At 64.9% G+C, this 23,687-nt stretch carries 15 protein-coding genes; 8 read left to right on the forward strand and 7 right to left on the reverse strand.

Annotation, left to right across the window (positions count from 1 at the left end; genetic code table 11):
* The first annotated feature begins 12 nt into the window (after positions 1–12).
* The 5 genes from QHF83_RS28755 (at position 13) to QHF83_RS28775 (ending at position 10,253) form a co-directional block, all read left to right on the forward strand.
* Positions 13–2,103 carry a Hint domain-containing protein gene (locus QHF83_RS28755; protein WP_282421167.1) on the forward strand — a complete coding sequence of 697 codons (2,091 nt, stop codon included), beginning with the start codon at positions 13–15 and terminating at the stop codon, positions 2,101–2,103.
* 24 nt (positions 2,104–2,127) lie between these two features.
* Positions 2,128–4,827 (forward strand): DUF4215 domain-containing protein, encoded by a 2,700-nt coding sequence (locus tag QHF83_RS28760; RefSeq protein WP_282421168.1) that lies wholly within the window; start codon positions 2,128–2,130, stop codon positions 4,825–4,827.
* A 422-nt stretch (positions 4,828–5,249) separates the two neighbouring features.
* Entirely contained in the window at positions 5,250–7,778 is a 2,529-nt protein-coding gene (locus QHF83_RS28765) for a hypothetical protein (protein WP_282421169.1), read from the forward strand.
* A 21-nt stretch (positions 7,779–7,799) separates the two neighbouring features.
* Positions 7,800–8,894: a LuxR family transcriptional regulator gene (locus QHF83_RS28770; RefSeq protein WP_282421170.1), complete on the forward strand. Its 1,095-nt coding sequence runs from the start codon at positions 7,800–7,802 to the stop codon at positions 8,892–8,894.
* A gap of 12 nt (positions 8,895–8,906) precedes the next feature.
* Positions 8,907–10,253: a sigma 54-interacting transcriptional regulator gene (locus QHF83_RS28775; RefSeq protein ID WP_282421171.1), complete on the forward strand. Its 1,347-nt coding sequence runs from the start codon at positions 8,907–8,909 to the stop codon at positions 10,251–10,253.
* A gap of 341 nt (positions 10,254–10,594) precedes the next feature.
* Here the strand turns inward: QHF83_RS28775 and QHF83_RS28780 are convergent, their stop codons facing one another.
* Entirely contained in the window at positions 10,595–12,787 is a 2,193-nt protein-coding gene (locus QHF83_RS28780) for a discoidin domain-containing protein (protein WP_282421172.1), read from the reverse strand.
* A gap of 311 nt (positions 12,788–13,098) precedes the next feature.
* Here QHF83_RS28780 and QHF83_RS28785 point away from each other — a divergent pair, with 311 nt between their 5' ends.
* A complete protein-coding gene (locus QHF83_RS28785) occupies positions 13,099–14,517 on the forward strand; it encodes a sigma 54-dependent Fis family transcriptional regulator (protein WP_282421173.1) in 1,419 nt (472 codons plus the stop codon).
* A 59-nt stretch (positions 14,518–14,576) separates the two neighbouring features.
* Here the strand turns inward: QHF83_RS28785 and QHF83_RS28790 are convergent, their stop codons facing one another.
* The gene (locus tag QHF83_RS28790) at positions 14,577–14,783 is read right to left on the reverse strand and encodes a hypothetical protein (RefSeq protein ID WP_282421174.1); all 207 of its coding nucleotides are present in this window, start codon (positions 14,781–14,783) and stop codon (positions 14,577–14,579) included.
* A gap of 1,020 nt (positions 14,784–15,803) precedes the next feature.
* Between QHF83_RS28790 and QHF83_RS28795 the strand changes: the two genes are divergently transcribed.
* Together QHF83_RS28795 and QHF83_RS28800 are read left to right on the forward strand one after the other, a co-directional pair.
* A complete protein-coding gene (locus QHF83_RS28795; RefSeq protein ID WP_282421182.1) occupies positions 15,804–16,571 on the forward strand; it encodes an FG-GAP-like repeat-containing protein in 768 nt (255 codons plus the stop codon).
* Between the two features lie 95 nt (positions 16,572–16,666).
* The gene (locus QHF83_RS28800) at positions 16,667–18,331 is read left to right on the forward strand and encodes a serine/threonine-protein kinase (protein WP_282421175.1); all 1,665 of its coding nucleotides are present in this window, start codon (positions 16,667–16,669) and stop codon (positions 18,329–18,331) included.
* Between the two features lie 20 nt (positions 18,332–18,351).
* On the opposite strand, the gene QHF83_RS28805 is transcribed toward QHF83_RS28800, so the two are convergent.
* The 5 genes from QHF83_RS28805 to QHF83_RS28825 form a co-directional block, all read right to left on the reverse strand.
* Positions 18,352–18,627, reverse strand: coding sequence for a hypothetical protein (locus QHF83_RS28805; protein ID WP_282421176.1), 276 nt, complete (start codon positions 18,625–18,627; stop codon positions 18,352–18,354).
* A 134-nt stretch (positions 18,628–18,761) separates the two neighbouring features.
* Positions 18,762–19,328 (reverse strand): hypothetical protein, encoded by a 567-nt coding sequence (locus QHF83_RS28810; RefSeq protein ID WP_282421177.1) that lies wholly within the window; start codon positions 19,326–19,328, stop codon positions 18,762–18,764.
* Positions 19,329–19,949: 621 nt separating this feature from the next.
* Entirely contained in the window at positions 19,950–21,038 is a 1,089-nt protein-coding gene (locus tag QHF83_RS28815; protein WP_282421178.1) for an RNA polymerase sigma factor, read from the reverse strand.
* A 52-nt stretch (positions 21,039–21,090) separates the two neighbouring features.
* A complete protein-coding gene (locus tag QHF83_RS28820; RefSeq protein WP_282421179.1) occupies positions 21,091–22,134 on the reverse strand; it encodes a hypothetical protein in 1,044 nt (347 codons plus the stop codon).
* Positions 22,135–22,253: 119 nt separating this feature from the next.
* Positions 22,254–23,216, reverse strand: a complete 963-nt coding sequence (locus QHF83_RS28825; RefSeq protein WP_282421180.1) for a hypothetical protein — start codon at positions 23,214–23,216, stop codon at positions 22,254–22,256.
* Positions 23,217–23,687: the final 471 nt, after the last annotated feature.

Genomic DNA, 23,687 nt, shown 5'->3' on the forward strand with positions numbered 1-23,687 from the left:
GGAGGAAGGTTCATGAACCGACATCACCACCTCACGTACGTGTTCCGTCCCGCGGCAATACTCGTCTCCGCCCTGGGGTTGTCGAGCTGCGCATCGCCGGAGGCGGCCATCGAGATCCCCGATTCCGCCACGCTGGCGGAGGACAGCCGGTACATGTCGACCGTCTTCGAGGCGCAGCTCGAGACGGCGCGCCGGCCGTACATGAATATCGACCTGCGGGACGAACGCCAGTACAGGTTCGTCAAGAATCGCTTGCTCGCCTCCGGCAACACGCCGGAGAACGCACCGAAGCTCTTCGAGCTGCTCGAGCGCGGCCGGCTGGGCGAGCGCCCGAGCGAGGTTACGCCGCCGAGCGTCGGCGAGATGCCGGGGGAGCCCGTGCACACGGAGCCCGTGAGCAGCGCGACCTCGGCCCTCGAGACGAGCTGGTGCGGTCATTTCCTGCTCCTCGAGGAGAAGGTCAACGTCCACATCTACAAGAACACCAAGTTCATGCCCGGCGTGGTCATGAGCTGCTTCGACGGCTCGTCCTACAGCTACGTCGACGGCATCGCGTACCGGACGCCAGATCTCGAGGGGACGACCCATGCGGTCCTCGCGGCGCCGCCTCCGATCGAGCAATACAACGGCGGGCGAAATGTGACCCTCATGTTCCCCGAGATCGATTTCGGCACCTGGGACGATCCGAACAAGATGTTCGTGCTCGATTCACTGGCGATCGCTGAGAAGAACGGCGTGCAGCACTTCACGTACGCCACGGTGAAGACGGTGGGGCCAGGGGGTGCATTCTCGCAATCCACAACGGACAAGACCTACAAAGCCGTGCCGACGATCACCATCGAGCATCCGACGAACGTGATCAACAGCAACGCAGATCCCTTGTACAATGACTTCTACGCGGGAACCAATAACTATGGGCGCAACCCGTACGGCCTCCGGACCTACTACAATTACCCAGACAATGACGGACGCGTGCGCATCTGTCTGGAGCGCGGGTATGCATCGCAGATCTACGGTCAGCTCGATTGCGACTACGCCACCGTGCAGGAGACGAATGGTCAGCTCTTGCCGTTCAAGTATCCGTATACAGGTGTCGCTGCAACCAACCTCACCTCGTTGCTCACTGGAAAGCTGACCATGAATGGATCGGCGTACTGGCAGGCCGCGCCAAAGTACGAGAATAACACGCGGTACGTGCCCATCAAGGGCACGTACCAGCTCTACCACCCCGGCGGCTGCACCATCGAGTCGTACATCCCCGCCTTCACGCAAGCACAGCTCGTTCTCCACGAGGATGGAGGCTTCTGCAATGGCGGCTACACGAACGATACAATTGGTACCGGTCTCTCGGATGCATTCTCGGATCCTGATGTGTCGGGCGCCAAGAGCTCGTTCAACATGCTCGGAAACTTCGGCGGCAACTGCTACCAGTCGAACAACAGCAAACGATCGCACCTCTACATGATGGTGTATGCCAAGACCAAGGGGCCTCAGCCCTGCGGGAACCGGTACTCCACGAGGAGGGTGGCGCCGGTCGATTTCCTCAAGACGTGCTTCGCCGAGGGCACTGAGATCCGTCGCGCAGACAATACGTTGTTGCCCGTCGAGAGCTTCCGCGTGGGTGACAAGGTGGTCGCGAACGATCGTGGCCTCGTCCTCACGGTCACCGGCGTCGTCACCGGCGGCGAGAGCAAGCCCCTCGTGAACCTGTACGATAGCCACGGTCACGATCTCCTGGTCACGGAGATGCACCCCGTCATCACCACGCGGCGGGGCATCGTGAAGGCCGGGGATCTGACCGAGGGCGACGAGGTCATGACCGAGAAAGGTCCTGCCGTGCTCATGTCGGTGCAACGCGTCACGTACGACCGGACGGTGTATAACCTCTCCCTGGGAACCCCCGAGGAGCTCGCGCGCGCCGGCAAGGAGAACCGGACCATGTTCGCCGAAGGGTATCTGGTCGGCGACAACGAAATGCAATTCGAGATCGAGAGCGCGCCGAAGCCGCGCCCCGATCATGTCGCGTCGGAGTGGGAGCGCGATTACCGGAATGATCTGGCCCGAGGGGCCGTCGTCGAACCTCGGGAGGCGGCTCGTCCGTAGCCACCGGACAGAGAGGAGGAGAGCATGCGACGACTCGAACCATTTTCTCATTTCTGGCGAGCGCGCGTCGTGATGGCGCCGCCGGCGCTGGCAGCCCTGGTGCTCGCCGGCTGCGGCCCAGCCGAACCCCCGGACGATCTCGATTTCCCAGGGCTCGAAGCTTCCTGGAGCCCCAGCGACCTCGTCGCGAAGGACTGCATTCGTGTCAAGGTCACGGAGAGGAGCTTGACGGAGCCCCTGGCGCCCGAGATCCCCGTCGCGGGCATGCGTGTCCTCGTGACGAGCGACGAATACACGCACATCGGCGGTTCGGTCTTCACGGGCGCCGACGGCTTCGCCGTAGTCGAGGTCAAGCCCTACACGAACGTCAAGCTTTCGCTCAGCCATCCGGCAGGATACAAGGTGCTGGATCCGTTCTCCCTCACCGCGACCTCCACGGCCCCCATCGTGGCTAAATCCTATGCCGGCGCGGGGTTCTCGCTTTGCGATGCAGCCGCCGTTGCCGTCACGTTGTGCGGGAATGGCGTCAAGCAGGGCACCGAGCAATGCGATGACGGAAACTCCGTCGACAACGACGGTTGCACGAACCGATGCTCGTCGGCCAAGTGTGGTGACGGCATCCTCCAGGCAGGTGAGCAGTGCGACGACGGCAACTTGAGCAACCTCGACGCTTGCACCAGTTCCTGCAAGTTCGCGGTATGCGGTGACGGGTATACACAGCCCGGCGAGACGTGCGACGACGGCAACTCGAACAACAACGACACGTGCACCACACTCTGCAAACCGCCCTCTTGCGGTGACGGTATCAAGCAGGTCGCCGAACAGTGCGACGACGGCAATACGAACAACGACGACACGTGCACGACGCTCTGCAAGTCGCCTTCTTGCGGCGACGGCATCAAGCAGGCTGCCGAGCAGTGCGACGACGGCAATACCAGCAACACAGACGCCTGTACGAATGCCTGCAAGAACGCGAAATGCGGGGACGGGTTTGTCCAGCCGGGCGAGGCATGCGACGACGGAAACGGTAACGACGCGGATGCATGCTCGAACACCTGCAAGCTCCCTGCGTGCGGGGATGGCATCGTGCAAGTGGGGGAAGCGTGTGACGACGGGGATCTCGACAACACCGACGCCTGCACCACGCTTTGCCAGCCCCCCTTTTGTGGTGATGGATTCCTGCAGTTCGGCGAGACCTGCGACGACGGAAACACGAACAACAACGACGCGTGCACCACGCTCTGCAAGCCGCCTGCTTGCGGAGACGGCATCAAGCAAGCAACGGAGCAGTGCGACGACGGGAACACGAACAACGACGATACGTGCACCACGCTCTGCAAGCCGCCTACGTGCGGAGACGGTATCAAGCAGCTCACCGAGCAGTGCGACGACGGGAACGCGAACAACGAGGATACCTGCACGGTGCTCTGCAAGCCGCCTACGTGCGGAGACGGTATCAAGCAGCTCACCGAGCAGTGCGACGACGGGAACGCGAACAACGACGACACGTGCACGATGCTCTGCAAGCCGCCCGCGTGTGGTGATGGGTTCGTCCAGCCCGGCGAGATCTGCGACGATGGGAACACGAACAATGGCGATGGCTGCAACAATAGCTGTGTTTCTCCTGGCTCCGCGCTCGCGACCGGCAACTACAACGGTGCGTCCAGCGGGCAGGATCAAGGGTTCGCCATCGCGAGCGACGCCGCAGGCAACATCCTGGTGACCGGCGTCGAATCGGTCGTCGGGCAAGGGCTCAACATCTGGCTCGGGAAGTTCACCCCCAAGGGCGGCCTGCTCTGGTCCACGAACGCCAACGGGGCCGCCAGCGGGAACGACTATGGGTATGGCGTCGCCGTCGCCCCTTCGGGGGATCCCGTCGTCGTCGGCGCGGAGGCGAGCTCGTCTACCGGCCTTGATATCGTCATCCGTAAGCACAGCGCGACGAGCGGCGGAGTCCTCTGGAAGGCGACCCACGCGCTTCCCGGGGACGACATCGGATACGACGTTGCGGTGGATGCGTCGGGGTTCATCGCGGTCGTCGGATCGGCGTCGGGTAGCCCCGCGTCCTTCTGGATCGCCAGGTATACCGCGACGGGGACCCTGAGCTGGATGAGGAACTACGCCGCCTCCTCGGGCTTCGCAATCGGAAAGATGTCCGTCAGCTTCGACGCAGCCGGCAACGTTATCGCGTCGGGGTTCGAGACGTCGCTCTCCGGCGGCGCGGACAAGATCTGGGTGATCAAGTACGCCGCGAACGGGACGCTCACCTCGGCTATGACCTTCAATGCGACCGGCTATCGTCCCAATGCCGTGACCGTGGATGTGAATGGTGACGTCATCGCGAGTGGCTACGTTTACGTTAATGGCCAGGACGAGAACGTCTGGATCCAGAAGTACACCTCCCAGGGAGCTTCGATCTGGTCGAGCACGTGGAACGGCGCAGCCAACTATTGGGATCGAGGCAACGACGTGGCCACCGATTCCGGGAGGAACGTGCTCGTCACGGGCTATGAGTACGTGGTGGGCGAGGGGATCAACGTCTGGACGCGTAAGTTCTCGCCGACGGGCATGGTCCTGTGGACGAACGGGTACAACGGCGCCGCCAACGCGAACGATTACGGAATGGGGATCGCTGCCGACGGGGCCGACAACGTCCTGGTGACGGGATACGACGCGGTGACCGGCCAGGGCAGCAACGTCTGGCTGCGGAAGTTCGCCCCCTGAAGGGACCTGCCTCGAGGTTCTGCTCGCCGAGGCGCACGCTGCCGGCAGCGTTCGCCGCGATCTCGATACAACCAACCTATTCTTGGCCCTGACCCCCGACGGAGGGACCAGCGGCACGCCCGGCGCCATCCAGGCCGCCGGAGACGCGCCAGGAGGAACCTCGCCTTGCCCAGCCTGAAGGAGGTTTGGCGCGTCCTCGGGTTCCTCGCGGGTCATCGCACTGGAGGGACTGCCGCCGCCTGGATACAGCCCGACCCTCCGAATGGCCTCCCACTGCGCTCTGCCGGATGCACCCACCCCCGGAGAAACCCGGGAAAAACGCTTCCGGACCGCAGGCATGGCTCCTGCACTGCCGCGGGGCATCCCTGCCGCTCGATCTTCATTGGGTCGGCGGCTCTACCCTGCGAGCAAGGAGTTTTCCCATGCAGCCTCCGCGTTGGTTTGAGGTCAAATGTCAGCCGCCCTGGCGGGCCGCGAGGAAAGAATCGCGTCGCATCATCCTGCTCCCGGACGGAAACCATCGCAAAGGCGAATCCGGTCGCGATTACGCCGCCGGAGCCGCCAATGTCGTCGCCTGCACCGAGCACGTCGCGCTGCGCGGCGACGTGGGAACACTGCTCGTCTGCATCGCTTCCCGTCAAAACGTCGACAAGAGGCCGGAAGCATTCTTCGACGTCGTCGCCGCGCAATTCGAGTGGTTGCGTGCGGAGATCCAGGAACACGGAGCGCTCGTTCAACGCGGGATTCGCTCCAGCGTGCGCGGTAACCTCGCACGAATGCGCACCTCGGGGGGCTCCCGGGCCAGGCTCGTCGCTTGCATCGAGGCGGCCTGCGAGGCGACCAAGTCTCTCCCGGAGCCACGGATGGTCCTCGAATTCTGGATCGACTATCCGGACGAGCTCGCCTGGGAGCGGGATGTCGATCTCGTCCTCCGGACCGGCGCCGAGGAGCCGGACGTCGTGCGTCCCGGCTTCTGCCTCCCTCCTTTCGTGCCGTGCGTCGCGACGACGACGTTGTGGCCCGACGCCCGTCCCGAGGAGATCGGAAACCTCATCGATCGAGGTCTGCGGGACGCGCCGTCTCATTTTGCGCCCGGATACGACCTCGATCAGGTGTTCGAGCTCGTTCAGTCGCTGCCGCGCTCTCGCATACCTGCGCCGCTGCGGCTCACCATTCCCGTCTGCGCCTCAGCAGAGGAGGTCGACGCGAGGCTGGAAGCCCGCCACGCCGATCCGACGAAAGAGCCCGCCGTGGAGGTGCGCCGCTTGGACGCGCGCGAGATGCGTGGCCACGAGCGCGCGCTCGTGGACGATGCCTGGTACGCGATTCGAATTGTCCCCGCGGCCCGCTGGTCCGATTGCACGACCGAAGACTACGACGCGGTCATCGCCCCGGGTCAGGCTGCACAGAACATCCTCCTGGCCGCGCCTGCCACGGCAGCGGCGCCGGTCCATCCGTGCGCTCCCACGGCGGAAGGCATTCTTCATGCGCTCCGGCGCGCGGTTCGTTTCCCTGTCGCGCACGTCCTTTTGCAGGGCGCGGACAGGAGTCTAGGGCCATCGATCTCGGTCGAGCCGCCTTGGCCCGCCGAGCTCCTGGACCTCATCGAGGTGATGGCAGCGAAGCCCGAGCGCTCCATCGAGCAGATCGTGCGAGCGCGTTTGCCCAGGGACGCCGACGCGGACGCCGAGCGTGACCTGCTCGTCGAGGCCATGTCAGCGCGGGTGCTCGGCGAGGCGCTGTCCGAGGGGCTCCTGCTCCCGGATCGAGCCTTGCGCCAGGGAGATCGCAATTATGCGTACACGGGCGCATACATGATGCTCCGCGTGCCGGACGAGGCGGACCCGACGGGGGAGGGCTGGGAGCGTTCGGCCGAACTCGCCATTCGTTGCATGCTCGCCATCTCGGCAGGCGACAATGGTGTCTTCGATCGGGTCCTGCCTGGCGAGACGCCGGAGGCATGGCGCGCGCGACTGCATTCTGCGACGGAGCACCTGGAGGCGATCGCCCGTGGAGATAGACCTGCCGCTCCCCCGGTCGGGCGGGGCATGCGGATTGTCGACGCCATCGGCAAGCAATGGGAGAGCCTCTTCGCGCGCCACGCGAGCGCAAGCGGCGCGCTCGCGCAGGCCTGCCGTGACGCGCTCGTACGCCATTATCGGGCCAACGCGCTCGAACGCGCGCCGGACGTTGTCGACAATCCACTCGTGCGCCGGCTCGGGTTCGGCGGACCTCCGCGAAAGGAAGCGATCGAGCAGATCGAGGCGAGGTATGCGTCCAGGGCGCCTGGCCCCGTCGGCGAACGAATTCGGCTCCTCCTGCGCGAGGATGCGAGCGATCCTGCCCGCTTCGCCGAGCTACGCCGCGAGCTTCGATTGCTGCTGCACGTGGCGGACACGGCGCCGACCATTGCCGTGGAGGTATTATTTCTCTTCTGCGGGCTCGCGACGCCTGCAGAGCACGTCCACGAGGAGCGCTTGCGAGCCTTGATCGAGGTCGGACAGCTCGCCGACCATACCTTCCGGTTAGCGAACGACTTCGCCAGCCTGAACCCGAACGGTGGCGATCGAGACCCCGGCAAGGAGAGTTGCCTGTCGATTCTGATCCCGAAGGGCGTTTCGGCCTCGAAGTACGCGGAGGCCCGGGAACATGCGCGTGCGCTCGGAGAGAAGTACCTCGCGTGGCTCGAGGAGCATCTGGGGCACGCGATGGCGAGGCTCGCGTCCCCGTGGCCATCCATGGCGGAGAAAATGACGAGAGCCGTGCACGTGGGCCGAGGCGTGTACCGGTGCGCGCACTACACGACCCTGTCATCGGAGGGGATGCTGGCGCTCATCGGCAAGGTGAGCCGGGCGCGGCCCCGACTCGATCCTCCAGCCAGTGGGAGTTCTGCGCGGGGCTCGTCCGCGTCGCTCGTGGATGCCTTGCTTCCCCTCACGGGAAGCGGGTAGATTGGCGTGACAAGGAGCACCATGGACGATCGTCAGCGAAGGGCCTTGCGTCGTGCTGCGCAGATGTTATCGAGGGTCGCCGCGGGGGACGACCCCACGGTGATCCTCGACGCCCTCGCGCAGTGCGTCCCTACCGTGGCGGGCCTGCTCTCCGTGGTGCGCAGGGACGCACCGCAGCTCCTCATCAGTCACGCGATGCGTTTGCCCACGGAGCTCCTCGAGGGGTGGATGAGCACGAGCTCCGAGCACTTGGAGCCCGCGCTCCGCCTCGTCCTCGAGGCGAGCCCCGGCGGCTTCTGGCGCGACGCGGATGCCATAGCAGGGCCCCTGCGTGACGGCCTGGAAGTGCTCCAGGCCCTCGACGCATTCGGGCTGGGGGAGGGGGCCGGCTACAAGGTGCATCAACGGATGGTTCCCGGCCGCGGCACGGAGCACGTCATGCTGGCGCTGCTCACGGAGAGAGGCACGCAATTCCCGACGGCCGCGCCCTTGCTTATGGAAGCATTGGTCGACGACGTGCGGGACGCCGTCCATCGAGCCAGTTTGCCCCTGGTGGCGTCGCGTTCGATCCTATCTCAGATCGTGGAAGAGCAGAGGCTCGGGTACATCTGCCTTGCCCGAAAGAGCGGCGCAGTCCTGGAAGTGAACCAGAGGGCACTTGACCTGATCGCGCGATACCATGCTGGCAGGGCTACCCAAAGCCGCGGCGCCCTGCTCGATTTCGTGAGCTCCGCGCAGCGGCTCACGGCCGGCGGCGGATCCTGGCAGGTCGGTCATCCCGATCGGTTTGCCGCGCTCGAGGTGCACGTGCACGTGCTCCCCAAAGAAACGCACGTGCTTCACGAGGATGTACACCTCCTGTCGATGCGGGAGTGGAGCCTGCCGAGCAACCTGCGCCCTTGCCGTGCCGAGAGCTCGCCCATTCTGGAGAAGCTCCCCGAGCGCAAGCGTGAGATTGCGCTCCTCTTGGCTCGCTCCAGCCTTACCTACAAGGAGCTCGCCTACCAGCTGCACATCAGTCCGAATACGTTCCGCACGCACGTTCAGCACATCTACAGCTTGCTCGGCGTGCAGTCCCGCGCGGGGCTTACGAAGCTCCTAAACGACCGAGCCTGACGAGGAGGAACAATGAATCGAGGGGACGACGACTCGACGAATACGATAGTGCCGTCGCCGAACGGATTGACGTTACGAACTAATAAGATTCGCGTCGAGGTGATTCAGGGGCCCCAGGCTGGGGAGATCCTTGAGCTCCCGGGCCCCGGGGTCCGGATCGGTAGCGGCGCCGACTGTGATTTCAAGGTCAAGGACCCAACCGTGAGCCGGCACCACCTGACCTTGCGGATCGAGCGCAACAAGATCAGGATCCTAGACGCCGGTAGCCTCAACGGCACCACCGTTGACGGCGTTCAGGTGCGGGATGGTTATGCACGTCCGGATTCGTGTATCACGATTGGCCAGACCGTATTCCGACTTTTGATGGTGAACACGCTCATCGAGCTGCCTCTCTTCCCTGGTGAATGCTTCGGGCACATGCTCGGAAGAAGCACCGCGATGCGGGCCATATTTGCCGTGCTGGAACGCGCGGCGGCCACCGACGCCACGGTGCTGATCGAGGGGGAAACGGGGACGGGGAAGGAGGTGGCCGCGAGAGCGATTCATGAGGCCAGCCCGCGGGCCAAGGGGCCTTTCATCGTGCTCGACTGCTCGACCCTCTCCCAGGAGCTCGCGGAGAGCGAGCTCTTCGGGCACATCAGGGGCTCATTCACCGGTGCAACGATGGATAGGCCTGGAATCTTCGAGGAAGCCGACGGAGGAACGGTCTTCCTGGACGAGATCGGGGAACTCCCGCATGGCCTTCAGCCGAAGCTCTTGCGGGTGCTCGAGAGCCTGGAGGTGCGTCGCGTGGGAGCAAATCTGCCCAAGCGGTTCGACGTGCGCGTCGTCGCCGCCACGAACCGGCCGCTGTCCCGCGCCGTCGACCTCGGTGCGTTCCGCGAGGACCTGTATTATCGGCTCGCCGTGGTCCCGGTGCGTCTGCCGCCGCTCTCGGAGCGCTCCGAGGACATCCCAATGCTCGTTCGCCATTTCGAACAGGAGCTGTCGGCGCGCATGCGGTCCACGCATCCGCTCTCGCAGGAGGTCATCGACAGTTTTTCGGGTTTGACGTGGAACGGGAACGTGCGAGAGCTTCGCAACGCGGTGGCGCGCGCCCTCGCGTTCAGGACCAGCGAAGGGTCGAAGAGCAACGAAGGGTGGGAGCCGGATGTACAGTCTCTCGGCATTCGCCTGGACGAACCGCTGCTTCACGGCCGCGATCGCGTGGCCCAGGCATACGAAAAGCACTACCTAAGGCTGATGCTCCAGAAGACGGACGGCAATGTATCTCGCGCAGCAGAGCTCGCCCGCGTGGGACGGAAATTCGTACAGATGGCGATGAAGCGGTACGGGCTTCGAGGCGACCTAGAACCATGATGTAGCGGGCGATGCTCGCGCTCTTCGGGGCAGGGCGGGGGCTCCTCGGGTCAGGACGTGTCAAGCGATAGTGACCTCTGCCGGTCGGCTGCCGCGCGCTGAACCGTGCGCACGCTGGCCTCGACGCCGCGCTGCCGTAGCTCTCGCGCGACGACGGCACACGGGTTCGATGCAGCGTAGCGTTCGCCAACCCCTAAAGAAGAGCCACGAAAACAGCCTCCTGCGTCAGGAAAGTTGTGTGTTGTCTGGATTATATCGAGAGGACGTCGCGTAGGGTTCGTCCGGGCCGCCGCTGCAAACGTCAAGTTCAACAGGGGGCGGGGCATCCCCGTCCCAGGCCCCTAGTTCTCGTAGACCTCCACCTCGTTGAGCCTGACGTATCCGGGCTGCACGACGGAGCCGAGCAGTCCCATGACGCGCAGCTTCGATGCGCTTACGCTCTGGAATGTATGCGTGCGGTGAGCCTCGGTGTTGCCAGACACGGTGACCAAGGGTAGCCATGCGCTGCCGTTCCAGTATTGCAGCTCGTAATTCTGCACCTCGTAGCCCATGGTCGTGTACAGCTCGACACGCGCAAAGCTATGCGCACTGCCGAAATTCAGCTCGACCCACTGTGGCAATGAGTTGCCATAATCATTCGACCAGCTCGTGTAGCCGCCGAGCGCCGTGCTGGGGTCTCCATCGTTGATGCGCTCGGGGTGGTAGCAGTGCACGTCGCTGCCAGAGCAGAATGTGGAGGACGCCGATGTGCTTGCCCCGAGCGCCAGGTTCTCACTCGATTGACCGATATGCACGGTACGCGCCGTCGTTCCATTGAAATTTCGACCATGCTCGTCGGACAGCGCCGTGAGATTCATTGTATAAGACCCCACGTTGCCCCAGGCCCCCGTGACGTTGGTCCAGGTTTGGGCGGGACCGCTGAAGTATGCCGTTGTGTCGTTGCCCCACGCGAGAGCGTAGTTGACGCTGTCTTCGTAGGGCCAGCAGGGCCGCATTTTCGCGCCATATTGCGAGGATGCCCCCGTCGAGGCAGTCGCCGGACCGCTCAGCATGGGCTCGATGGCCTTGGAGCCAGCGAGGTCCCAAAATGCGATATGGTTGCGTTTCGATTGCCAGAGCTTCCACCGCTTGGGGGTGCCACCGAACGCAGCTGCTTCCCCCGTGATGCGGACCTGCCAGTCCAGATCGAACGTGAGCGCATCAACCGTCTCGTTCTCGCCGTCCTCGTTGGCATCGCCGCAGTTATTGCCATAGTAACCCCAGAGATCGCCGTACACATACGGACGAACACCAGCCTGGGCGTATGCGAGCTTCTCGTCGTACAAGGCAGCACGCACCGCAACTTGTGCCCAGACGGCCGGCTTGACACGTCCCTCCGCGCTGGCTGTGACGGTCGGAGTTTGCGATGAGCCCGAAAAACTGTAGCTTCCGGTGCCAGAGCACTCGTTGAGCGTGCACTGGTAGTCAAAGTTGCCGCTGGCGGTCTGCCCGGTGTTGTACACGAGTGTCCCGGTAGCGCTCGCCTCGAGATCGAAGCCGACGGACACCGGCAGGCTCAAGGGGATTCGGACAGGAACCGGCCCTACCATGAACGTGAGCGCACCCAAGGACGGCTTGGCGATCTCCGTTTCCCAGGGCTTGGGTTTGTAGGTGAGGGTTCCCGTGAGGCTCAGGCTGGGTCCAACGACTGCGTTTCCGTACGCCCGCGCGTGCTCGAAACGTATAGCGTACGGGATGCAGGCGCCGAAAATGGCGTATCGCTTACGCTCGACCTTGATTTCCACCGTGGCGGAGCCCTCGACATTGCCATCCAGGGCCAGGGTCCCTGTGAAGCCGGAGCCGAACTCGTGGGTCGACGTGAGGACGGCACTCAGATCGACCGCCTTCGTCATCGTCGTGGACTTGCTGCTGCATTTGCCGAAGAGCTTGGCACCTCCCCGCGCATCGGAGTCGACGTCACCGGGCTCGGCAATCGCCTGTAAGGCAGGCGAGAGCGCGCCGGCTTTCTCCGAGGCCATGATCTCTTTTATGGTGTCTTCGCTCACGGAGTACACGACATCTCCGTCCACACCACCTGCCTCGAGCTCCAGCTCGGATTTGACTCCATCGTCGAGTGGCGAGGTGGCAATGCCAGCTGCGTTACGAAGCACGTAGACGTTGCCATCGAAATACTGCCCGCCGCTATCGAGCGCATACCCGCTGATACGGAGCTTGGACCATCCCGGGCCAGAGGCGAGTATCGTTTCCGTGTAGTGATCCGCGACCCCGGATTCAGCGGGTGCGCCCTTTGTCCCCAGTCCATCCGGACCAGTACAGCCGGAGGATCCGACGAGAGCGACCATGGCGATGGCGTAACCAATCGATTTAGCAGGCATGAGCTTCACTCCATTCATCTCATTCGCCAGCATCGCCTGTGGTCCGTGCGCGCAATGACGCGACGGGCGATGCCAGCGGCGGCGCCCCCGAATTGCACGGGGCATGCCGAGCGTGATGGCGCGGAAAATCCCTGCCTCGGCGAGATTAGGTGCGTCCACGTGGACGCACTTTTGCCCTCCGCAGGAGGCGGAGTGGTACCCAATGAACGCACCTCGGGACGGCGCGATTGGCTGCTCGCAGGGCGCGTCGATGATATGTGATTCCGGGAAAATTTGTAATTGCGCCAGACACACGACGGCTCATTGGCTGCGATCACGGCACGCACAGGCTATACCGATAATCCACGCACAGGCGCGTCCCACGGGACGCACTGCGGCGCCTGCGAAGGCCGAAGCGGATCCGGACGGATCCAGCATTTTTAGAGATATGCGCGTGCGTGCTCCGGTAATCCTGTGGTAGCAAGGTCACGATGAGTTCATCCGATGAACGATCTCAGGGCAAGGGAGACGGTAAGGGAGACTGGACGCGCACGGCTCCCTGTCATGACGAGCCCATCAAGCTCCGCTCTCGCAAGGTCTGCGTCGAGGTCGTCCGCGGCCCCGCCCAGGGCCTGAAGGCCGAACTCCACGGCCACGGCGCCCGAATCGGAAGTGGCCCGGGGGCAGACCTCATCCTCCCCGACCCGACCGTCAGCCGCCACCACCTCACCGTGCGCATCGAGGGCGAGTCCATCCGGGTCGTCGACAACAAAAGTCGTAATGGTACCGTGCTTGACGGTGTGCGCGTCTTCGACGCATACGCCCGACCTGACGCCACACTCCTCCTCGGGACCTCCATGCTGCGCCTGCGCATGCTGGATGAGGCCATCGAGATCCCCCTCTCCGCGAAAGACCGCTTCGGATCCATGCTGGGTCGCAGCGTCGCCATGCGTCGCCTATTCGGGTTGCTCGAGCTCGTGGCCCCCACGGACATGACAGTCCTCGTCGAGGGGGAGACGGGCACGGGCAAAGAGCTCGTCGCCGAAGGAATACATCGGCACAGCCGCCGCGATAATGGCCCCCTCGTGGTCTTCGACTGCTCGGCTATCCCGGCGACGCTCATCGAAGGGGAGCTATTCGGCACCCGAAGAACCGCCTATACCGGCGCGGGAGACCGTGGCGGCCGCTTTAAAGAGGCGCATGGAGGTACCCTCTTCCTCGATGAGATCGGCGAACTGCCCCTCGAGCTTCAGCCCAAGCTGTTGCGTGCCCTCGAGCGCCGCGAGGTCCGCCGCCTCGGTGACGATGAAGTCCGGAAGGTCGACGTCCGCATCGTCGCCGCGACAAACCGCTCTCTCAACGTTGAGGTCGAGCGAGGTCGATTTCGGGAGGACCTCTACCATCGGCTCGCCGAGGTCGTGGTTCAGGTCCCGACGCTTCGCAATCGCCTCGACGACATTCCGCTCCTCGCTCGCCATTTCGAGGCCGAGTTCCGCGCACAGAGCCCAGAGAGTCCCCCTCTACCCGACACGACCATCGCGGGCTTTCAGCAGAGGTCCTGGCCCGGAAACGTGCGGGAACTCCGGCACAAGATTCGGCTCGCCATGCTGCTGGGCGCCGAGCGTTCGGAGGGACCGAAGGAAGAGGTGCACCTGGCGCTCGAGGATATCCCCGTGAACCTCGACGAGCATCTCTTCAAGGGCATAGATCGGATCAAGGAAGGGTACGAGCGCGCGTACATTTTGAAGGCCCTCGAGAAGACGAGCTACAACGTCACCCACACGGCCGAGCTTGCGGGCGTGGGCCGCCGGTACATCCAGCGGGCTATGGAGCGTCATGGCCTGCGCAATCTTCGTGGACCCGGGGGCAGCCAGGGCAGCGGGGAGACCGTCGTCGACTTGCGCTTCTGACATTGGTGCGTCACATGTCGGACGAGCGGGACGTTCAGTTCGTTGGTGTCGGCAATTCTCTAGCCGACCGGTACGTGATCGAGGCGCCGATCGGGAACGGAGCATTCGGCTTCGTATTTCGCGCGTGGGACGGCGCACGGGCACGGCCCGTGGCGATCAAGGTCCTCCGTCCCGAGCACGCGGCCTCCGGGGAGGCTCTTCGCCGGCTCGTCGCGCGCGAACTGCGCATGCTCGCGCGCGTACAGGCGGTCGGGGGCAGCGCGCACGTGGTCAGCCTCATCGAGTCCGAGTTGCGCTGGCACGATGGGTTGCCGTTCCTCGTGCTCGAACTTATCGAAGGGCCTTCGTTGCGGGAAATGCTGGAAGAAACGGGGCCATTGCCGCCTGCAGAGGCCGCGCGCCTGGGGGCGGGCATGGCCCGAGGGCTCTCTGCCCTGCATGGGGTGGGCGGGGTTCATCGTGATCTCAAGCCCTCCAATGTCCGGCTACGAGGCGGGCGGCAGCCTGTGCTCGTCGATCTGGGTATCGCGCGTGCCCTGTGGGAGACGCAGGTGATCACGCGGAGGAGACCCGCTCCGATGACGCCGCGTTATGCAGCTCCGGAGCAGCTGGCGGGTCGACCTGCCTTGCCGGCCGCGGACGTGTACGCACTCGGGGTATGCCTGTTCGAGATGTTGACGGGCCACGTGCCGCTCGCAGGCGAGACCCCTGCGGAGACGCTCGCGCTGCGACGAGCTCCGCCATCTGCGCATTGGCGCGCGCTCGCGCAGGAGGTGCCTGGCTGGCTGAGGATCCTCATTATGCAATGCATGCAGCCCGACCCGGCTCTGCGTCCTACAGCGCGGAACGTCGCCGCGCGGCTGGCGGCGTCGAGCGGCCGCACCGCGCACGGGCGCACGCCCTGGGCTTGTGCTGTCTCCGCTGCGGCGCTCGCTTTGGGCGTGGCGAGGCATCAAGCGCTCGCCACGCCGAGGATGTGTACACCACTCGAGGTGCCCATCGAGCAGGTTCACGTCCTCGGCAGGCAGCCTTCGAGGACGGCGCCCTCCTGCGGGGCCGAGTTTTATGTGATCCGCAGAGATGGGACGCTCGACCCGCCCCTGTCCTTCCAGTATCCCTGCTTGGATTCACCCATGTGGACGGACCTCGATCGTAATGGCGAGCTCGAGCTCACAGGCTGGGTCGGGGACACGTGTCACAGCCAGCGCATACGCCTCTGTGCAGAGGGTGGAGCGAGCGTGCGTGCGGCCCCCCCTTGCGGATTGCCACGCATGCCCGCCAGTGTGATGAGCAGAATCTCTCGAGGAGACGTGGATGGCGATGGTCGCCTGGACGTCGTGACGTGGAGGCAGTTCCCCGGCAACGCGGGGCGTCCCAGGATCTTCGTGGGGACCACCGTGCTCGACGCGATGAACGAAGGCGCCGTGCTCGTGGAAGATGCATTCGACCTTTCGGAGATCCAGAGCTACATTACCTCGCCGACGCGGACGCTCGGGGACGTGGATCGAGACGGCTGCGCGGACCTTGTCGTGGCGAGTTACGCAAGCGGTGGGGTCAGCCCCACCAAGGTGTATCTGCTATCCGGCGACTGCGCCGGCAGATTTGCTCCGAAAAGCGACGTCCCGCTCGGCCATGCGCCAGGCCTCGTCGCTGAGATACCGATGCCGGCGAACCAGGGTGACCTCGGAGACGTAGACGGCGACGGCCTTCTCGACCTCGTGCTCGCGCCGGATGACGACGGCGACCCCGGGCAGGTCTGGCTCCTGCGCGGCGATGGACGGGGGTTCCGCCCGCCGGAGGCGGCATTCGATGTGTTACCCGCGATCGAACACGGTCAGGACCGGGGCGGGAGCGGCGGCCTCTCCCTCATCGACTGGAATGGCGACGGATTGCTCGACGCAGACGTGACCTATGATCCAGTGCCACGGACCACTGCGGACATGCCCGCCAAGAGAGACATTCATCTAGGGGACGGCACGGGCCGATTCGTCATGTCGGCAACGGTATCCGTGGTTATACCGGTCCGGCCGCCGCCTTCGGAGCGCTCGCGATGAGCTGGACCGAGCCCAGCGGATATGCGCGCACGCTCCCAGTCCCTGGACGCGTAGAGCCATGCTGCGCGTCCGGGAATGTCCTCGCGGCCCGTTACGTGCTCGAAGAGGTGCTGGGCGAAGGCGTCGATGCGCGCGTGTTCGCCGCGCTTGACCTTGGGGCGGCGCCACCGCGGCGAGTGGCGATCAAGCTCGCCCTCGAGGCGCGTGTCGAGACCCGCCTCCGGCTGGCTCGTGAGGCCCGATGGCTCAACCATATGCAGAACTGCACGGGTGTGGCACGGCCGATCGAGCCGGAAATCAAAGAGCACGAGGATATCCATTTTCTCGTGCGGGAATTCGTCCCGGGGCCGACCCTGCGGCAGGTTCTCGAGCATCGGCGCGTACTCCGCGTGGACGAGGCGGTGCGTATAGGCATAGCCCTCGCCCGCACGCTCTCCTCGATACACGAGGCGGGGATCGTCCTTCGGGATCTCAAGCCCGAAAATATCGTATTGCGGGACGGCCACGAGCCGATCGTCATCGACCTCGATCTCGTGACCCCGATCGAGGGCGGCGAGGTCGACGATCCCGATATCATGACACCTGCGTATGCCGCGCCGGAGCAACGTGCAGGCGAGCCGGCCGCCCCGGCAAGCGACATCTACGCGTTGGGCTTGATCCTTGCGGAAATGGCCGGCGGCTGCGCGCCCGTCGCGGGCGAGGTGGAGCCGCGCGGCCTCGCCCGGTGTCTCGCGCGTGTCGTGAGGGACTGCCTGGCGCGTGATCCGCGTGCGCGCCCCAGGCCGCACGAAGTGGCGCGCGTGCTCGATATAGCGCGTACGGACACGGCGCGGAGGCGGCGCCGGGGCGTCGGGGTGACGATGTTGGGGTTCGCAATGGTTGCGGCGATCCTTGCGCCCTTCTGGACGCATCTCTCGCCACGCCGGCCCGTGGCGCTCGCGGAGACCGATTTTCTTCCTGGGTTTCTCGCACGCGGCGGCGCATATGTATACTGGACAAACGGTGGCGGCGTCGTGGCGCGTGTGAAGCGCGAAGGGGGGACTCCCGAAGTGATCGCGCGGGGGCCAGCGCTATGCGCCAGGGCCGTCGCGTTCGCGGCATCGGGCCAGTTGTATTGGAACGATACGGATGGCCAGTTATGGGCTTGGTTCGGCGGCGTTCCGGTCGAAGTCTTGCAGCGGCCCAGCAAACTGGCCGGTGGCATCGCGGTCGGCGAGGATGGTGCCGTCTTCTACACGGGGTGGCAGAGCGGCGAGATCCTGCGGGTTGATCCGCGTGGCAAGAACTCCCTGCAGGTCCTCGCTGCTGGCCAGAACCGACCGTATGACGTGGCAATAGACGAGGCGCACGTGTACTGGACGAATCAGGGTGGAACCGTGGCTCGCATGCGGCGCGAGGGGGGTACGCCGGAGGAGCTTGCCTCGGGGCAACCATGGCCGCAGGGCATCGCCCTCGATCAGACACATGTGTACTGGGTGAATCAGTCCGGCGGTTCGGTGATGCGAGTGGCCAAGGCCGGTGGAGAAGAGCAGGTGCTTGCAATGAGCGCGGTCGGCCTGGAAGGTATTGCCGTCGATGATATGCATGTGTACTGGACGAGCCCCGAAGAGGGGCGCGTATTGCGAATACCCAAGCAGGGCGGGGGGGCCGAGGTAATCGCGGATGGACAGGACAACCCTTACGACGTACTCGTCGACGAGGAAGCCGTTTACTGGACAAACCGCGGCGAGCGTGGCCAGGTCATAAAATGGTACAAGTGAGGGAGCACGATCACCGATGGTCAGGTGCTTTTTCGCTGGCCAGCTTTGCTCTGCACGCGCAGCGTCAGATTGAACGCGGTCCGATGAAGCTCCTCCACGAGAGCGGCCCGCTCCGTGGACGTCATGGCAACCCCACGAAACGCCTTCCGCACGCCATGCCCGCCGATCTCCCCCTCGTGCACGTAGACGCGCCCATCGCTTCCGAGCGCGAGCCGACCGATCACGGCCCACGCGAGGAGCTGGCGCACGCCGTACGCCGCCACCTCGCGAGGTTTGAGGGCATATCCGACGAACACTGCGCGTCCCTCATCAGGAGGCGAGCCCTCCTCCGCGTGAACGTACACGACACCATCGCTTGCGAGAGCGAGCTCCGTGGGGATGCGCGGTTCCGGATTGGGGTGGCTTTGATCCATGTGGGTCCTCTCCACGTTCACGCCCTCACTCGGAGCACGACGTGCGTGATGTCCAGCCGGAGAATGGCAGCCATCGGATCGTCACTGTCCTTCAGAACGAGCTCTACGATCCCCTGGTCCTCGAGCCGTCTCAACACGGGTGCGATGCCTCCCGCATGTCCGAGATGACAGAGGGAGTCCTGCAACCGCTGCATCGAGATCCTGCCATCCCGATCAGGGCGCATCCGAGACAGCGTGAACTGCACGATGAACTCGGCGTAGGCGTCGTCGCCCCGCCGTCGCGCATCTAGAGCGCGGTAAGCAACGTGCACCGCGGCCCGCTGATAGACGCTGGGGGCCCGCAGAAGGGCGAACAGCATGTACTCGCCGTGCTCGTCGTGTCCCACGGCCCCCGCAGAGACGCGCGTTGCCTCGGGGGAGCGCGGCGGCGGGATCGGCGGAAGCCGTTTCCACAGCGGTGGGCTGCCGAAGGCGTCCGCGAGCGTGGCGAAGAACCGCGCCCACCAGGGTTGCCGACGACTGGCGACGGGGACCACGCTGCTCTCGGGGGGCGCGTTTTCGTCGAAGACGCGCGGAGGATCCACGCGGGTATCGCGTGGCAGCTCCGGGTCATCATCGAGGGGCGGCCCCCCTTGGACGGCGGCGCTGGGCGGCGCAGTGCTCGCCCAAGCAGGAGCCATCCCAGCGCCGCCGTCCAAGAGGGGCGCCCCCCTCCATACCTGCGTTTCGGGCTCCTCTTCGTCGCCTGTCGGAACCGGCGTTAATCGCTTGCTCGCGGGTAGCATTGGTGCTGCGCCTCCTTGATGCTTCATCCGCCGTCAGCCGCGCTCGCGACGCATACGGAGACAGGATCTTCACTGCATACGCCCGTCGAGCACTCGGTCATCGGTGCCGCATTGATGGGTCGACAGATCGAGTTCGTGCAGGTCCACGTGTGGCACTCCGTTCCGGGGCCGCAGTCTTCGACCTCCTCGCACAGCGTACAATCGGGCAAGTCGGCAGGGCAGATGAGGTCGGCCTCCTCGATGTCGAGCGCTTCTTGGCAGCTTGCGGCCAACAGCATGGCGATGAGCGCGGACGACGTCACGAATACCGACGCTCGAGGCCACTTCCCGATACCACGCATGGAATGCTCCTCTCCAGGGATGACACCCTGCAATTCGGACGAACAGCAAAGGCGCGCGTCAACCGCGTACGCGCCAACCTCACTCGCCTATGCGCTCTCCAAGCGCGATCATGGCTTGTCGAGTATAGGAGTCACGTTGCTCTGCGAGGCGACTCTCGGGGTATCTCCTGGCATGCTCGCGGAGCAGGACCAAGGCGCTCCTTGGCTCCTTGCGGACGAGAAGCGAAGCTGCCTGCTGCAACATGTTGCGCTCGGTCTCTCGGGAATCCTCGAGCTGCTGCTCGGTGCGTTTCCGCGGGGACGGGCGCCGGGACGTGGTCGAGGCCAACGGTGTCGTGACCGGCGGCGGCGACGGTGGACTGTGGAGGGCCTCGGCGGCACGCGCAGCAGCGGCAAACTGGGGGGCCTCGGGTAATACGGGGTGAGGCGCGGATGGCAGCAGAAGCGGCAGCGCGGCAAGGGCGGGCGCGAGACGTCGCCACGGCGAGCGCGTAGAGGGCTCGCGTCTCGGCATCGCCCCTGCAGGCTCGCGGGGCTCTATGAGGCCGAGGATCTGGTCGACGTAGCCCCAGATACGAACCCTCGAAAACAGGAGAAGCGCGACCACGGCGAGCGTCGCCGCATCGAGCGCATCGAGGTCGTCTCGCTCGCCGTGGAGACGCTCGTAGATCTCTCGAAACTCGGCCCGACCACGGCTCAAGGCGCTCCGGACCGAGCCCTCGTATACGCCAGTTTCGGTCGCGATCGTCGCGGTCGTTTTTCCCTCGATGTACACGCCCACGAACGCCGCCCGATTGGGCCCATCCTCCATGGCGTCGATTGCCTTCGTGATGAGCTGCCCCTTGATCAAGCGTTGCTCGGCGAGTAACTGCTCGTCGGCGAGGCAGGGCACGACATCCTCGGGTAGGAGCTTTGCGTGGATCTGGCGTCGTCGATAATTCAGCAGCTGGTTATTGGCTGTCGCGAGGAGCCACGCGCGTGCTTCACCGGGGGGCGCCGGGATATCGCTCCTGTGCTCCCAGGCAGCGATGAAGACGAGCTGGACGACGTCCACGGCGTCGCGGGGTGGAACGGCCTTGCGTAACAACCAGGCCAGGACCGCCTCGAAGTGGTCGCGGTACAGGGCCGAGAAGGCGGCCTCATGCTCCGGTCGGTCCTGAGACGTCACACCCCCCTTATGTCGTGAGGGGTAGGTTTTGTTGCACGGGGCCGAAGAATTTTTACGGCTGGCAGCAGAATGTGATCGGACGTACCGGGACAACCGTTCCTTCGAGCTCCCCACCACCGGCCGCGCACATTCCCGCGTGGTACGTGACGTCGGAGATGGACTTGCTGCCGAGGGGTTGGCCCTTCAGGACGATGTCGTGGCACGAGGGCCCCACGGACGCTGCGGTGACCCCCTGGAACACGGGATCCGTGCACATCGCGTCCTTGAACACGGAAACCGTCGCCGTGCACACGGCATCGGTTGGCGTGCCACACGTGCAGGCCGTGCAGGTTCGCTGATCGTCATACCCCTCGTAAAACACGAACTTCTTCGTGTAGGACTGCCCTGGGCACATGACGTCGTCCCGCGCGCGGATGCACTGGCGGAACCCGGCCTCGAGGTCCGCGGCGGGCACGCAGATCTCGCCAGGATCCTGACATCCCGCGAGCGGCGGGTTCGTGTAGCCCTGGCAGGAGATCGCGGCGAGTCCCCACGATACGCCCGAGAAGTGCTTCACCTTCGGCACCTGCGGCAGGTCGGGTTCGCATTTTTCGTCGAGCTTCGTGAGTGCTCCAAGCATGAGCGATTGGACGCACGGAACGCCGCTCCCCGGAGGGCACTGCGCCTGCGTAGCGATGGAGTTCGCTGCCGTGCAGGAGCCGTCCCAGTCCGGCGGAGGATCGAACGAGGTGCCTACGGCCCCGGAGTAGCAAAGACCGGCGTGCGCCGTGAACGTCTCCGGTAGCCCGCAGGAGCCCGTGGAGGGCTTGCAGGTGCAGGGTTCGCAGTCGTCCGCAGGGACGAGCAGGTCGGCGTGAAGGAGGTCCTGCCGTACCGGTGCACGAACCGGGCAATCGGGGATCTGGTTGGGCGGCCCGAACCAGAAGAGCATCGGTAAATCGAAATCGGGATGGTTGATCGGAGCGCAATCGCCGCTGCAACTTGGGCCGGCGTCCTCCTCAAAGGCATCGGGCGAGTCGCCGTCGTTGCCGGCATCTGCCTCACCGGCATCGGTGCCTGCGTCCTCGAAGGGCCTCTCGATGACGAGCTCGGTCACGTAGCAACCCCCCGCCCCGGCTACAGCCACCGTTGGCAGAAGGATCGACATCGCGATTCGATTGGTTCGGCGGGCCATGCCAACAGCTACCATACGTCGCTTCAGTGCCGCAAGATCGATCAAAACGGCTTTAAGACCAGCAATGTCCCAGTCAACAAGACTGGGTCGGAGGACCAAGTGAACTGCCCTCTGTCAACGAGAAGCGCTTGCGTGACTGGGATCGCGACGTCCAGTTGTGCTCTGCCGGATATACCACGCAATATCGGGAACTCGTACGCGAGCCTAAATGCAGGCGCAACGAACGGAGCTCGCGTCAACCGCATCCGGACGTTGTCCTCCGGCGCGGCTTGATACACCCCTCCAGTAAGCGCGAGACATACCGAGAGCGGCCGGAACGCACACGCGAACAGCCCGCCGGTCCATAACGAAACGTCAGCCGGAATGGCTTCCGTGCTACCGGGCACGTCGGCAAGACCGCGGACCTCGACGCCGAAGGTCCACAGGCCCGCTCGCAGCCCGCCCCCGACCGTGGCCCCCAGCGCCACCGGGCCCGGCGTCGCGAGACCAGCGATCGAGAAGCCGGCGAAGATCTCGCCGCGCAGGGGGGCCCCGGGGGCATCAGCCTTGGACGAACCGTGCGACGACCGCGTAGCGGCCGGTAGAGCCGCGGAGGGGGTCGGCGCGGGCGGCGGGGGCGGGGCGGGAGGTGGGGACGCCGAGGGCGCGGGCGGCACAGCCTCCCTCACCGGCAGATCGATCAGGATAGGCTCCACGATCGAACCGACGACGAAGTCGACATCCTTGAAGATGTCGGTGCAACGGCTGATCGGAGACTCGAGGGTTCGCGTTCGGATGCTCTCGCCCTTGGTCGTGACAATCGTTGCGCGAAACCCATGCTCCGCGCGCTCGATCCGGACCGACAACGTCTTCGGGTCGTTTGCATCGAAGGGGTCTCGGCCGATGCGCTCGATGATCGAGTTGCGGAGCGCCCGTTCGTCGGGACACTCCTTCGGCGCCTCGTAGACCAGCCTATGGGGGACGACGACCGTGGCCTGCGCGCGAGGCGCGAGGAGGCAGCCCACCGCCCCCGTCGCGATCGCCCAAGCCCATCGGCGCACCCCGGACCCCATCGGCGCGGACGGTTACCAGGACAGGTCGGTGCTCCGCAAGGGGCGGCAGCAAGGAAAAACCGAACGGTTCGTCCGGGGCCGCACGCACGAGCCCCAACCTCCGGGCGATCCGGCACTTATCTGATGTTGGCGTCGAGAAAAAGGCGGAGGAGAGGCGCCCACGAGGTCCGGCGATGGGTTTGGGTTTTACTCGGTCCCGTTTCCCGGTGCTGCCGGGTGGGTGCTCACGAGTCGATGTGCACGGAGCGTGGGCGCATCCTCCTGGACAAACGTTTGTCCCAGGCAAGTCTGGATGTCTAGAGCGCCGAACGGTTCGATCCTCCCAGGAACTACGCGGCGTTGGCCATGTCGCTGCGACGCTGGATTACCTCGAGGTTCAGCATGGCGGCATGGCGTCTCAGGTCGAAGAGATTGTTGCGTAAT

Source organism: Polyangium sp. 15x6, from assembly GCF_029960785.1.
Lineage (GTDB): Bacteria > Myxococcota_A > Polyangia > Polyangiales > Polyangiaceae > Polyangium.